Annotated in this window: 10 protein-coding genes; all 10 read left to right on the forward strand. The window is 45.3% G+C overall.

Annotation, left to right across the window (positions count from 1 at the left end):
* The first annotated feature begins 46 nt into the window (after positions 1-46).
* Positions 47-1,255: a 1-deoxy-D-xylulose-5-phosphate reductoisomerase gene (gene ispC, locus BCV39_RS13195; protein WP_102432052.1), complete on the forward strand. Its 1,209-nt coding sequence runs from the start codon at positions 47-49 to the stop codon at positions 1,253-1,255.
* A complete protein-coding gene (gene rseP / locus BCV39_RS13200; protein ID WP_102432051.1) occupies positions 1,252-2,610 on the forward strand; it encodes a sigma E protease regulator RseP in 1,359 nt (452 codons plus the stop codon). The genes ispC and rseP overlap by 4 nt, the downstream gene beginning before the upstream one ends.
* Before the next feature lie 48 nt (positions 2,611-2,658).
* The gene (gene bamA / locus BCV39_RS13205) at positions 2,659-5,064 is read left to right on the forward strand and encodes an outer membrane protein assembly factor BamA (RefSeq protein ID WP_048661222.1); all 2,406 of its coding nucleotides are present in this window, start codon (positions 2,659-2,661) and stop codon (positions 5,062-5,064) included.
* A gap of 27 nt (positions 5,065-5,091) precedes the next feature.
* Positions 5,092-5,592: an OmpH family outer membrane protein gene (locus BCV39_RS13210; protein WP_017056311.1), complete on the forward strand. Its 501-nt coding sequence runs from the start codon at positions 5,092-5,094 to the stop codon at positions 5,590-5,592.
* A 5-nt stretch (positions 5,593-5,597) separates the two neighbouring features.
* On the forward strand, positions 5,598-6,629 hold the full coding sequence (gene lpxD / locus BCV39_RS13215) for a UDP-3-O-(3-hydroxymyristoyl)glucosamine N-acyltransferase (RefSeq protein ID WP_102432050.1): 1,032 nt from the start codon (positions 5,598-5,600) through the stop codon (positions 6,627-6,629).
* Positions 6,630-6,722: 93 nt separating this feature from the next.
* Positions 6,723-7,175 carry a 3-hydroxyacyl-ACP dehydratase FabZ gene (gene fabZ, locus BCV39_RS13220; protein WP_048661224.1) on the forward strand — a complete coding sequence of 151 codons (453 nt, stop codon included), beginning with the start codon at positions 6,723-6,725 and terminating at the stop codon, positions 7,173-7,175.
* A gap of 1 nt (position 7,176) precedes the next feature.
* Entirely contained in the window at positions 7,177-7,965 is a 789-nt protein-coding gene (gene lpxA, locus BCV39_RS13225) for an acyl-ACP--UDP-N-acetylglucosamine O-acyltransferase (RefSeq protein WP_048606664.1), read from the forward strand.
* Positions 7,966-8,094: 129 nt separating this feature from the next.
* Complete coding sequence (gene lpxB / locus BCV39_RS13230; RefSeq protein WP_102432049.1) at positions 8,095-9,291, forward strand: lipid-A-disaccharide synthase; 1,197 nt, start codon at positions 8,095-8,097, stop codon at positions 9,289-9,291.
* Between the two features lie 48 nt (positions 9,292-9,339).
* Complete coding sequence (gene rnhB, locus BCV39_RS13235; protein WP_048606660.1) at positions 9,340-9,960, forward strand: ribonuclease HII; 621 nt, start codon at positions 9,340-9,342, stop codon at positions 9,958-9,960.
* A 143-nt stretch (positions 9,961-10,103) separates the two neighbouring features.
* A complete protein-coding gene (gene dnaE / locus BCV39_RS13240; protein ID WP_102432048.1) occupies positions 10,104-13,583 on the forward strand; it encodes a DNA polymerase III subunit alpha in 3,480 nt (1,159 codons plus the stop codon).
* Position 13,584 lies beyond the last annotated feature (1 nt).

The following is a 13,584-nucleotide window of genomic DNA, read 5'->3' on the forward strand; positions in this document are numbered from 1 at the left end:
AAGGGCAGTGATTCTGCCCTTTATTACATTTCTACGGTCATATGTGATGCGAAATCTAACTATCCTTGGCGCTACCGGCTCTATTGGTGCAAGTACACTAAAAGTCGTTGAGCAAAACCCAGACCTTTATTCAGTCATTGCACTGGCTGCTGGCTCGAATGTTGAAAAGATGCTGGCGTTAGTTGAAAAGTGGCAACCAAGCTATGTTGCTATGGCTTGCCCTGAAGCTGCATCTCAGCTGACTGAAATATTGTCTGCGGATTACCCAAGCATTCAAGTGCTTTCAGACACTGAAGGCATGTGTCAGGTTGCTTCTTTAGAAGATGTGGATACAGTAATGGCTGCGATTGTTGGTGCGGCAGGTCTACTTCCTACGATGGCTGCGGTTAAAGCGGGCAAGCGTATCTTGCTTGCTAACAAAGAAGCTTTGGTGATGTCTGGGCAGCTGTTTATAGACGCCGTAGAAAAGTACGGTGCAGAACTACTTCCTGTCGACAGTGAGCATAATGCCATTTTCCAATGCCTTCCGCAGAACGTACAAACCAAACTAGGCCGCTGTGACCTTGAAGAAAACGGCATTAACCATATTCTTCTGACTGGTTCTGGTGGTCCTTTCCGTTATACCGATGTGGCTGAGCTCGAATCAGTGACTCCTGAACGCGCAATTGCACACCCTAACTGGTCTATGGGTCCTAAGATCTCTGTCGATTCTGCGACTATGATGAATAAAGGGCTAGAGTACATTGAAGCGAAATGGCTATTTAATGCTTCTCAGGAGCAGTTAAAAGTCATCATTCATCCGCAGTCTGTGATTCACTCTATGGTCCAGTACAAGGATGGCTCTGTGCTGGCTCAAATGGGCGAACCGGACATGGCAACACCAATTGCTTTGACGATGTCTTACCCTAATCGCACCGAGGCGGGTGTTAAGCCTTTAGACTTTACGAAAGTGGGCGAGCTTACCTTCTTAGAACCAGACTTTAGTCGTTACCCGTGTTTGAGATTGGCGATTGAAGCGTGCTATTTAGGTCAGCATGCGACAACAGCCATTAATGCAGCAAACGAAATTGCAGTCGATGCTTTCTTGAACAATCGAGTGAAGTTTACCGATATTGCTGTCATTAACGAACATGTTATGAGCAAAGTATGTGAACAACATAACTCTGAGGGCTTAGACAGCTTGGAAAGCCTTCTCGAGCTAGATAATATGTCTCGTCAATTAGCCAATCAATTTATTAAAGAGCAGCTAGCATGAGTGGAATTCTGTGGAACTTCGCATCCTTTATTGTAGCGCTTGGCATTCTGGTCGCTGTTCATGAGTTTGGACATTTCTGGGTTGCTCGTCGCTGTGGTGTAAAAGTTGAGAAATTCTCGATTGGTTTTGGTAAATCAATCTGGAGCAAAGTTGGCCGTGATGGTACGGAATACAGCTTGTCAGTCATTCCATTGGGCGGCTACGTTAAGATGCTTGATGGTCGTGTTGACGACCTTTCTGAAGACGAACAACAATACGCTTTTGATAAGAAGCCATTGTGGAAAAGAACGGCGATTGTGGGTGCAGGTCCTGCGTTTAACTTTATCTTTGCCGTCTTTGCATATTGGCTAGTATTTTTGATTGGCGTGCCGGCGGTTAAACCTGTAATCGGTGAAGTCACTCCGCAATCTATTGCTGCACAAGCCGGAATTGAAACTGGGATGGAACTTAAATCTATTTCAGGAATCAAAACCGCAGATTGGGAATCAGTCAATATGGGTTTGATATCACACATTGGTGATCAATCCATGACAGTGACGGTTGCTTCTCAAGACGACATCGGCTTTGAGCAACAAATGACATTGGATATTTCAGACTGGTCGTTCAACCCAGAAACTGAATCTGCAATGACAACGCTGGGTTTTAGACCGTACTCTCCAGAGGTATCGACTGTACTGGCTCAAATCATTGATGATGGCGCTGCATACGATGCAGGTCTTGAAGCCGGTGATAAAATTGTTGAGATTAACGGGCAACCTATTGAACAGTGGCAGTCGGTTGTTGAGTTAATTCGTGCAAATCCAATGACACCCTTGGACTTGGTCGTATTGCGAAATGGTGCTGAGCAGTCATTGGTTATGACACCAAAAAGTCTAGAGCTTTCTGATGGTTCGACAATCGGCTATGCAGGTATTGCTCCGGAAGTCGCAGAATGGCCAGAAGATTATCGCTTTGAGTTACAATTTGGTGTAATTGAGTCTGTAGGAAAAGCATTTGATAAAACAGGTCAAATCATTGGTTTGACACTGACAATGCTTAAGAAGCTTATCGTTGGTGATGTTGGCTTAAACAACTTGAGTGGCCCTATTTCAATCGCGAAAGGTGCAGGTACAACCGCCGATTATGGTTTGGTTTACTTCTTAGGCTTTTTGGCTCTGATTAGTGTTAACTTAGGGATTATTAATTTGGTTCCGCTGCCTATGCTTGATGGCGGACATTTGCTGTTTTTCGCTATTGAGGCCGTTACTCGTAAACCGGTACCTGAGAAAGTTCAGGAAATGGGATACAGATTGGGAGGGGCAATCCTCTTCTCATTGATGGCTCTGGCAATATTTAACGATTTTACTCGTCTGTGAATGGTTTCTCACAGGCATTGGTAGTAGCAAGGAATAATTAGAATAAGTATGGCGATTAAGCAAATTCTGTTCGCAAGTCTATTGGCCACTAGTGTGGCTGCGAACGGAGCACAAAACTTTGTAGTTCAAGATATCAAGATCGAAGGTTTACAGCGTGTTGCACTTGGTGCAGCTCTACTGAAAATGCCAGTACGTATTGGCGATGAAGTGGATGAAAGCGATGTATCTGAGATCATTCGTGCATTGTATGCTTCGGGTAACTTTGAGGATGTTAAAGTCCTTCGCGATGAAGGTGTTTTAGTTGTTCAAGTCAAAGAACGACCGACCATCGCGAGCATTTCATTCTCGGGTAACAAAGCGATCAAAGAAGAGCAACTTCAGCAGAACCTAGATGCGTCTGGTGTTCGTGAAGGAGAGGCTCTTGACCGTACGACGCTGAGTAACATTGAGAAAGGCCTTGAAGATTTTTACTACAGTGTTGGTAAGTACAACGCGACAGTAAAAGCGGTTGTGACGCCTTTGCCACGTAACCGTTCTGACCTTAAGTTTGTGTTTACTGAAGGCGTATCCGCTAAGATTCAGCAAATCAACTTTATCGGTAACGAAGTTTTCTCTGACGCTGAACTCCTCAGTCGTTTCAACTTGAACGTTGATGTTGCATGGTGGAATTTCCTTGCGGATGAAAAATACCAGAAGCAAGTATTAGCTGGTGATATCGAAGCGCTGAAATCTTACTACCTTGACCGTGGTTACCTTAAGTTTAAGGTAGATTCTACTCAAGTTGCGATCTCTCCAGATAAGAAAGGCGTGTATATCACGCTTGGTATTGATGAAGGCGAAGCTTATACCGTTAAAGATGTCGCATTTCGTGGTGAGCTCATCGGCCGTGAGGCTGACTTTGAGGCGTTAGTGCCATTTGAAGACGGTGATACTTATAACGGTTCATCGGTAACGTCTTTAGAAGAGAACGTAAAACGAATTCTTGGCGAATCTGGCTATGCGTACCCACAAGTTCGTACTATTCCAGAGTTCAATGATGAGACCAAAGAAGTGTCGTTGGTTATCAATGTAGAAGCGGGCAGCCGTATCTATGTTCGTGACATTCGATTTACGGGTAACAATTCAACGAAAGATGAAGTTCTTCGTCGTGAAATGCGTCAAATGGAAGGCAGCTGGCTTAACTCTAAGTCAATTGATACTGGTAAGAGCCGTCTTAACCGTTTAGGTTTCTTTGAAACGGTTGATGTACAAACAGTTCGTGTTCCTGGCAGTGAAGACCAAGTTGATTTGGTTTACAACGTTAAGGAAGCGAACTCCGGCAGCATCAACTTTGGTGTCGGCTACGGTACGGAATCAGGTGTTAGTTTCCAAGTTGGCCTACAACAAGACAACTTTGCGGGTTCTGGTAACCGTGTTGGCGTAAGTGCCATGATGAACGATTACCAAAAGAACGTGAGCTTAGACTACCGTGACCCATACTGGAACCTTGATGGTGTGAGTCTAGGCGGTAAGATCTTCTACAACGAATTCGAAGCCTCTGAAGCGGGTATTGTCGACTATACCAACCAAAGTTACGGTACGAGCCTTACATGGGGTTTCCCTATGGATGAGCTGAACCGTATCGAGTTTGGTGTTGGCTATACACACAACAAAATCGGTAACGTTCCGACTTATATCCAAGTTGAACAGTTTGCGAGAAGTATTGACCAATATGGTGACGAGCACATCTTAACCGATGATTTCGATATCAATATCTCTTGGACGCGTAATAACTTGAACCGTGGTTTCTTCCCAACAGAAGGTAACCACCAGCGTGCTTTCGCTAAAATGACGGTGCCAGGCTCTGATGCTCAGTACTTCAAAATGCAGTACGATGTAAAACATTACATCCCGCTGACCAAAAAGCATGAGTTCACACTATTGATGCGTGGCCGATTAGGCTATGGTAATGGTTATGGTCAAACGGATGGTAACGATAACTTGTTCCCATTCTACGAGAACTACTACGCAGGTGGTTTTACAACCCTACGTGGTTTTGGTTCTAACTCGGCTGGCCCGAAAGCCGTTTACGGAAGCAGCACAGGTAACAACCCAACCTACGATACTGCTACTGATGATTCAGTGGGTGGTAACGCGGTTGCTTTGGCAAGTCTAGAGTTAATTGTACCTACGCCGTTTGCTTCTGATGAAGCACGCAGCCAGATTCGTACCAGTGTCTTCTTCGATATGGCTAGTGTATGGGATACCGAATTTGTAGACCGTGGCGCGCCTAATAGTGGCGGCCAGTACTACTACGATTACTCTGATCCAACGAATTACCGTTCATCTTATGGTGCAGCCCTTCAATGGATGTCACCGATGGGCCCACTGGTTTTCTCTCTAGCGAAACCAGTTAAAATTTACGAAGGTGATGATGAGGAATTCTTCACATTTACCATTGGTAGAACTTTCTAATATTTAAAGGACAATATTTTGAAAAATATGATTAAAGCAGCAGGTTTAGGCCTTGTAGTTCTTAGCTCTTCTTTCTTTGCAACAGCTGCTGAAGCTGCGCAAAAAGTGGGTTATGTAAACACTGCACAAGTATTCCAGGCTCTACCTCAGCGTGAAGTTGTTCTTCAAAAAATGCAGGAAGAGTTCAAAGACAAAGCAGCTGAGCTGCAGAGCATTCAAGCTGAAGCAAAAACGAAGATTGAAAAGCTTAAGCGTGATGGCGAGCTACTAGGTCCTGACGAAGTTGAAAAGCTACGTATCGAAGTAGGTCAACTAGACAGCAAGTACAAAATCAAAGCTCAAGCACTAGAAAAAGCAAGCCAACGTCGTGAAGCACAAGAGAAGCAGAAGCTATTCAAAGTGATTCAAGATGCTGTAACGAAAGTTGCAGAGAAAGAAGGCTACGATATGATCGTTGATATTCAAGCTCTGCAATACGGCAAGCCAGAATACAACATCTCTGAGAAAGTAATTAAAGCACTGAAATAAGTTTTATGAAGAATCTAACTTTAGCCGAATTGGCAACGATTACCGGGGGAGAGCTACACGGAGATGGTACTATTACCGTTTCAGCAGTCGCTCCTATGGATAAAGCGCAAGAAGGTAACATTACGTTCCTTTCTAACGTAAAGTACAGCAAGCACCTAGGTGACTGTAAAGCATCCGCTATTATGGTTAAAGAGAATGAGCGTGAACTTTGTAAGACGAACGTGATTGTGGTTAATGACCCTTACGTTGCTTTTGCTAAAGTTGCTCAAGCGCTTGATACTACTCCAGCACCCGCTGCGGCTATTGCTGATTCAGCTTCGATTGCAAGTGATGCGACCATTGGACAAAATGTGTCTATTGGTGCAAATGCTGTGATTGAGTCTGGTGTGGTACTTGGTGATGATGTGATCATCGGTGCTGGTTGCTTTATTGGTAAAAACGCGAAAGTTGGCTCTGGCACTAAGCTATGGGCTAACGTAAGTGTTTACCATGAAGTTGTGATTGGCGAAGCATGTTTGATTCAATCAAGCACGGTTATCGGCTCTGATGGCTTTGGTTATGCGAACGAGAAAGGCGAGTGGATTAAAATCCCACAAGTCGGTTCAGTTCGTATCGGTAACCGCGTAGAAATCGGCGCGTGTACTACCATCGACCGTGGTGCATTAGACGACACAATTATTGAAGATAACGTTATCTTAGATAACCAACTTCAAATTGCTCACAATGTTCACATCGGATATGGTTCAGCCCTTGCGGGTGGTACTATTGTAGCTGGCAGCACGACGATAGGTAAGTACTGTATTATTGGTGGTGGCTGTGTGATTAATGGTCACATTGAAATCATTGACGGCGTTACAATCACCGGTATGGGGATGGTAATGCGCAGCATCACTGAGAAAGGCATGTACTCTTCGGGTATTCCTTTACAGCCAAACAAAGATTGGCGTAAAACAGCAACGCGTGTTCATCGTATTGATGAAATGAACAAGCGTTTGAAAACCGTTGAAAAACTTATCGAGAAGAGCGCGGAATCATAATTCCAGCATTTCTAATAAAAGGCTCGCGTATAGCGAGTCTTTTTCGTTTATAATCCTTCTAATTAAATAAAGAATATACATAGGAATACGACTTTGACTACTGAACAGACAACGATGAACATTACTGAAATTCAGGAACTATTACCTCATCGCTACCCATTCTTAATGGTTGATCGTGTGACTAGCTTTGAAAAAGAAAAAACACTGACCGCAATTAAGAATGTCTCTGTTAACGAACCTCAGTTCACAGGCCACTTCCCTCAGCTTCCTGTATTCCCAGGCGTGTTGATCTTAGAAGCAATGGCACAAGCAACAGGCCTTCTAGCATTTAAATCTTTTGGTGCGCCTTCTGGCAACGAACTTTACTACTTTGCAAGTGTTGATAAAGCAAAATTCCGTAAGCCAGTCGTACCTGGTGACCAACTGGTTATCGAAGTTGAATTCTTAAAAGAGCGTCGTGGCATTGCATCGTTTAACGGTGTAGCGAAAGTTGACGGCGACGTTGTATGTTCAGCTGAACTTAAATGTGCTCGTAGAGAGTTTTAATATGATTCATGAAACAGCGAAAATTCACCCGGCAGCAGTAATCGAAGGTGATGTAACTATCGGTGCTAACGTGACAGTTGGGCCTTTCACTTACATTGCTGGTAACGTGACAATTGGTGACGACACTGAAGTGATGTCGCATGTTGTGATCAAAGGTCATACAACCATTGGTAAAGAAAACCGTATCTTCCCTCATGCTGTTATTGGTGAAGAAAACCAAGACAAGAAATACGGTGGTGAAGAGACAACAGTTGTGATCGGTGATCGCAACGTGATCCGTGAAGCGGTTCAAATCCACCGTGGTACGGTTCAAGACAAAGCAACCACTGTAATTGGTGATGACAACCTACTTTGTGTTAATGCTCACGTAGCGCACGATGTTATTGTTGGTAACCATACTCACATTGGTAACAACGCTATTCTTGGCGGACACGTGACGGTTGGCGACTACGCTGGTGTTATGGCACTGTCTGCGATTCACCCATTCTGCTCAATTGGTGCTTACGCATACATTGGCGGCTGTTCTGCTGTTGTTCAAGATGTACTTCCGTACGTACTTGCACAGGGTAACCATGCTGCTCCATTCGGTCTGAACCTAGTGGGCTTGAAGCGTAACGGTTTTGAAAAACCAGAAATTCGTGCACTACAGAAAGCGTACAAAGAGTTATACCGTTCAGGTAAAACACTTGAAGAAGCGAAAGCGGCTTTAGTTGAAATGGCGAAAGAGTTTACTTCGGTGGCTCCTATGCTAGAAATGCTAGAGAATTCTGAGCGCGGTATTATTCGTTAATACTGGATGTGGTTGTGTACCAATCCGCGCAAGTATGACAATAATTACTTAATCAGATTGGTATAACAAAAAGATCGCTAATCATTAGGCGATCTTTTTTGTTTTAGGCAAGAAGGGAATTGGAAAACTATGGCACAGCAAGAAGCAGCAACCAACAGCACGGACTTTGTTTCGAATGAGCCTCTGCGGGTAGGTATCGTTGTCGGAGAACTCTCTGGTGACACGCTTGGTGAAGGTTTTATCACAGCAATCAAATCACAGTACCCGAATGCTGAATTCGTCGGTATTGGCGGACCCAAAATGAAGGCGCTTGGTTGTGAGTCTCTTTTCGAGATGGAAGAGCTAGCTGTCATGGGCTTAGTTGAAGTACTTGGCCGTTTACCTCGTCTGCTAAAAGTAAAAGCAGAGTTGGTTAAGTATTTCACTCAAAACCCACCAGATGTGTTTGTTGGTATCGATGCTCCTGATTTCAACCTAAGACTTGAACTTGATCTTAAGAACGCAGGCATTAAAACGGTCCATTACGTGAGCCCTTCAGTGTGGGCTTGGCGTCCCAAGCGTATCTTTAAAATCGACAAAGCAACCGACTTGGTTTTGGCCTTCCTGCCATTCGAGAAAGCGTTTTACGATAAATACAACGTTGCCTGTGAATTTGTTGGCCACACGCTGGCAGACGCAATTCCTTTAGAACCAAGCAAACAAGATGCACGTGAGCTGTTAGGCTTAGACCAAGACAAACAGTGGTTAGCCGTATTGCCGGGCAGTCGAGGTGGTGAGATGGGGTTGATCGCTCAACCATTTATCGAAACGTGCCAGCGCATTAAGCAAAAATACCCTGACATCAATTTTGTTGTTGCGCTCGTGAATGAACAGCGTAAAAAACAGTTTACCGAAATCTGGCAAACAACAGCGCCTGAGCTTGAATTCACGTTAGTCGAAGATACGGCAACCAACGTGATTACCGCTGCTGACTCTGTGCTTCTGGCTTCCGGCACAGTGGCTCTTGAGTGTATGTTACTGAAGCGTCCAATGGTCGTTGGCTACAAAGTAAATAAGCTGACAGGCTACATTGTGAAGAAGCTAGCAATCACTGATTTCGTATCACTGCCGAATATTTTGGCTGGTGAAGAGATCGTGAAAGAGCATATTCTTGAGGAATGCCACCCAGACTTCTTGTTCCCATCTGTCGACAAAATGCTATCAGCCGACAACAGTACATTGATCGAACGTTTTACCGAGATGCATCACTGGATTCGTAAAGATGCTGATAAGCAAGCCGCCAACGCAGTACTGAAATTGATTGGTCGAGAGTTTGTTGAATCATAAAGTGCAGCTTCAGAAAGCACTGACTTATAAGTTACAAAGAGAATTGTCATGGCAGTAAAAGAGAAAAAAGAGCTTCCTCCATTTGAATATCCGCAAGGCTACCAGTTGTTTGCTGGTGTGGATGAAGTAGGTCGTGGGCCATTGGTAGGCGATGTGGTGACTGCTGCGGTTATCCTAGATCCAAATAATCCAATCGAAGGCTTAAACGATTCAAAAAAACTGTCTGAGAAAAAGCGTCTTGCTCTGCTTCCTGAAATCAAGGAGAAAGCCTTGGCGTGGTCTGTTGGTCGCTGTTCGCCACAAGAAATTGATGAGCTGAATATTCTACAGGCAACTATGGTCGCTATGCAGCGCGCTATCGCTGGGTTGAGCGTTCAGCCTGACATGGCACTGATCGATGGTAACCGTGTTCCTGAACTGCCAATGGACGGTCTGGCTATTGTAAAGGGCGATTTACGAGTAGCAGAGATAAGTGCAGCGTCTATTATCGCTAAAGTGGTTCGTGACCAAGAGATGGAAGAACTCGACAAGTTGCATCCAGAGTTTGGTTTCGCGAAACACAAAGGTTACCCAACCAAAGCGCATTTCGAAGCGATTGAAAAACATGGTGTTACCGAGCATTACCGTAAGAGCTTTAAGCCAGTAAAACGTATCCTTGGCATAGATTAGAGCGTATTGATTAAGCTCTATCTAGACTAGAGCTTTACGTTAGCTAGACCTGGGCATCGAATAAAGTTGCTTACTTGCGTCAGAAAAAAATAGAATACACACAGTTGTAATCCTAGGCTCCGGTCTAGAACTCAGGAAAAATAATGTCAGATCCAAAATTTGTTCACCTACGCGTACACAGTGACTTTTCTATGGTGGATGGCCTCTCTAAGGTGCCGCCATTAGTTAAAAAAGTCGCTGAAATGGGTATGCCTGCTCTAGCACTTACCGACTTTACCAACCTGTGTGGTTTGGTGAAGTTTTACGGTACTGCTCATGGGTGCGGGGTTAAACCAATTATTGGTGCTGACTTCTTGATGCAGTCTCCGGAATTCGGTGACGAGCTAACCAAGCTCACCGTCATTGCAACGGACAATAAAGGTTATAACAACCTAACGCTGCTTATCTCAAAAGCTTACCTTCGTGGTCATGTACAGCATCAGCCTGTTATCGATAAAGAGTGGTTGATTGAGAATGCCAAAGGCCTGATTATTCTATCGGGTGCCAAAGAAGGTGAGATTGGTAAGGCGTTACTGAAAGGCAACCGTGAGTTGGTGGCAAGCAGCGTCGAGTTTTACAAAACGTACTTCGCCGATCGTTTTTACTTGGAACTGATTCGTACCGGACGACCGGATGAAGAGTCTTACCTGCACTTTGCGTTGGAACTGGCTGAGCAAGAAGACTTGCCTGTTGTCGCAACCAACGAAGTGGTTTTTCTAACTGAAGATCTGTTTGATGCTCATGAAATCCGTGTGGCGATCCATGACGGCTTCACTATGGTCGATCCTCGTCGCCCTAAGAACTACAGCGCGCAGCAATATCTACGCAGTGAAGAAGAGATGTGTGAGTTGTTCTCAGATATCCCTGAAGCGCTAGAGAACAGTGTTGAGATTGCCAAGCGTTGTAACGTGACCGTTCGTCTAGGTGAGTACTTCCTACCTAACTTCCCTACGGAAGGTTTGGCGATTGAAGACTTCTTGATCAAGAAATCTGAAGAAGGTCTTGAACGACGTTTGGCGTTCCTATTCCCTGACGAAAAAGTGCGTGCTGAACGCAGACCTGAATACGATGAGCGACTTAAGATAGAGCTCGAAGTTGTCAATAACATGGGTTTCCCTGGCTACTTCTTGATCGTAATGGAGTTCATCCAATGGTCAAAAGACAACGATGTGCCAGTAGGTCCAGGGCGTGGTTCTGGTGCTGGCTCTCTAGTAGCTTACGCCTTGGATATCACCGATCTCGATCCACTTGAATACGATCTCCTTTTCGAACGTTTCTTGAACCCAGAACGTGTCTCCATGCCCGATTTCGATATCGACTTCTGTATGGATAAGCGTGACCAAGTTATCGACCACGTTGCTGAGATGTACGGGCGTGATGCGGTATCTCAGATCATCACTTTTGGTACCATGGCGGCGAAAGCGGTAATTCGCGACGTAGGCCGTGTACTGGGTCACCCATTTGGCTTCGTCGACCGAATTTCAAAGCTTGTACCGCCCGATCCGGGTATGACGCTTGAGAAAGCGTTCCTTGCGGAACCGGCATTACCGGAGCTTTACGATGGCGATGAAGAAGTTCGTGAACTGATCGATAAATGTCGCATCCTTGAAGGTTGTACGCGAAACGCCGGTAAACACGCGGGTGGTGTTGTAATCTCACCAACCACAATCACTGACTTTGCGCCAATTTATGCCGATGCTGAAGGTAACTTCCCAGTAACGCAATTCGATAAGAATGACGTTGAAACTGCTGGCTTGGTTAAGTTCGACTTCTTGGGTCTGCGTACCTTGACCATCATCGACTGGGCGTTAGGCCTAGTGAATCCACGTTTGAAGAAAGAGGGTAAAGAACCGGTTCGTATCGAGTCGATTCCTCTAGATGACCAAGCGTCGTTTAACCTATTACAAAATTCTGAAACCACCGCGGTATTCCAGCTGGAATCGCGTGGTATGAAAGACCTGATCAAACGTCTACAGCCCGACTGTTTTGAAGATATCATCGCATTGGTAGCTCTGTTCCGTCCGGGTCCTCTGCAATCCGGCATGGTAGATAACTTTATCGACCGTAAACATGGCCGTGAAGCGGTTTCTTACCCTGATGAAACGTGGCAACACGAATCACTGAAAGAGACACTAGAACCTACCTACGGCATCATCCTGTATCAAGAACAGGTAATGCAGATCGCACAGATTCTGGCAGGCTATACGCTTGGCGGCGCGGATATGTTGCGTCGTGCGATGGGTAAGAAAAAGCCAGAAGAGATGGCGAAACAGCGTGGTACCTTTAAAGAGGGTGCTGAAGCCAACGGTGTTGATGGCGAACTTGCCATGAAAATCTTTGACTTGGTAGAGAAATTTGCGGGCTACGGCTTCAACAAATCTCACTCGGCGGCATACGCACTGGTTTCTTACCAAACGCTGTGGTTGAAAACGCACTACCCAGCGGAATTTATGGCTGCGGTAATGACGGCGGATATGGATAACACCGAGAAGGTTATTGGCCTTGTTGATGAGTGTTTCCGTATGAAGCTCAAGCTGCTTCCACCTGATATCAACTCTGGCTTGTACCGCTTTAACGTGGATGAAGATGGCGCGATTGTTTATGGTATCGGCGCGATCAAAGGGGTAGGTGAAGGCCCTATTGAAGCGATCATCGAAGCACGAAATAAGGGCGGTTACTTTAAAGACTTATTCGACTTCTGTGCGCGTCTTGATCTGAAGAAGGTCAACAAACGTGTTATCGAAAAGTTGATTCTATCCGGTGCCTTAGATAGATTAGGTCCTCACCGTGCAGCGATGATGGCTTCATTGCCGGATGCGGTTAAAGCGGCAAGCCAACATCACCACGCTGAGTCCTTTGGACAATCAGATATGTTTGGCGTGTTGACCGATGCTCCGGAAGAGGTTGAACACAAGTATACCCAAGTGCCTAAGTGGCCTGAGAAGGTTTGGCTTGAGGGCGAACGCGAAACGCTTGGTTTGTATCTAACTGGTCACCCGGTTAACGCTTACATCAAAGAGTTAGCGAAATACACTAGCTGTCGCTTGAAAGATGCCACGCCAACGCGTCGTGACCAATCATTAACGATTGCCGGTTTGGTGATTGCTGCGAGAGTGATGACCACTAAGCGCGGTACACGAATCGGTTTGATGACACTTGATGACCGATCTGGGCGAATGGAAGTGATGTTGTTCTCGGATGCCCTCGATCGTTACGCAGAGTTGCTCGAAAAAGACAAAATTGTGGTCGTTTCCGGACAGGTCAGCTTTGATGATTTCAATGGCGGGCTTAAAATGTCCGCGCGCGAGGTCATGGACTTAGGAAGCGCCCGTGAGAAATATGCTCGTGGGGTGTCGATATCTATCGACCAATCCCAAATTAACGGTCAATTTTTTGAACGCTTTAGTCAAATCTTAGAACCTTATAGAGCCGGAACGGTCCCAGTCAATGTATACTACCAGCGTGCCGACGCTAGAGCGCGGTTAACATTGGGCACAGAATGGCGTGTGACGCCAAGTGATACATTACTAGACGAATTAAAACAGCTGCTTGGAAATAGCCAAGTAGAACTCGAATTTAACTAAA

Origin of the sequence: Vibrio sp. 10N.286.55.E10 (assembly GCF_002872555.1) — a bacterium.
GTDB lineage: Bacteria > Pseudomonadota > Gammaproteobacteria > Enterobacterales > Vibrionaceae > Vibrio > Vibrio crassostreae.

Bases quoted from the DNA above. Each gene is read 5' to 3' on its own strand.
- ispC (WP_102432052.1), top strand. From the start codon at position 47: ATGCGAAATCTAACTATCCTTGGCGCTACCGGCTCTATTGGTGCAAGT.
- rseP (WP_102432051.1), top strand. From the start codon at position 1,252: ATGAGTGGAATTCTGTGGAACTTCGCATCCTTTATTGTAGCGCTTGGC.
- bamA (WP_048661222.1), top strand. From the start codon at position 2,659: ATGGCGATTAAGCAAATTCTGTTCGCAAGTCTATTGGCCACTAGTGTG.
- BCV39_RS13210 (WP_017056311.1), top strand. From the start codon at position 5,092: ATGATTAAAGCAGCAGGTTTAGGCCTTGTAGTTCTTAGCTCTTCTTTC.
- lpxD (WP_102432050.1), top strand. From the start codon at position 5,598: ATGAAGAATCTAACTTTAGCCGAATTGGCAACGATTACCGGGGGAGAG.
- lpxA (WP_048606664.1), top strand. From the start codon at position 7,177: ATGATTCATGAAACAGCGAAAATTCACCCGGCAGCAGTAATCGAAGGT.
- lpxB (WP_102432049.1), top strand. From the start codon at position 8,095: ATGGCACAGCAAGAAGCAGCAACCAACAGCACGGACTTTGTTTCGAAT.
- rnhB (WP_048606660.1), top strand. From the start codon at position 9,340: ATGGCAGTAAAAGAGAAAAAAGAGCTTCCTCCATTTGAATATCCGCAA.
- dnaE (WP_102432048.1), top strand. From the start codon at position 10,104: ATGTCAGATCCAAAATTTGTTCACCTACGCGTACACAGTGACTTTTCT.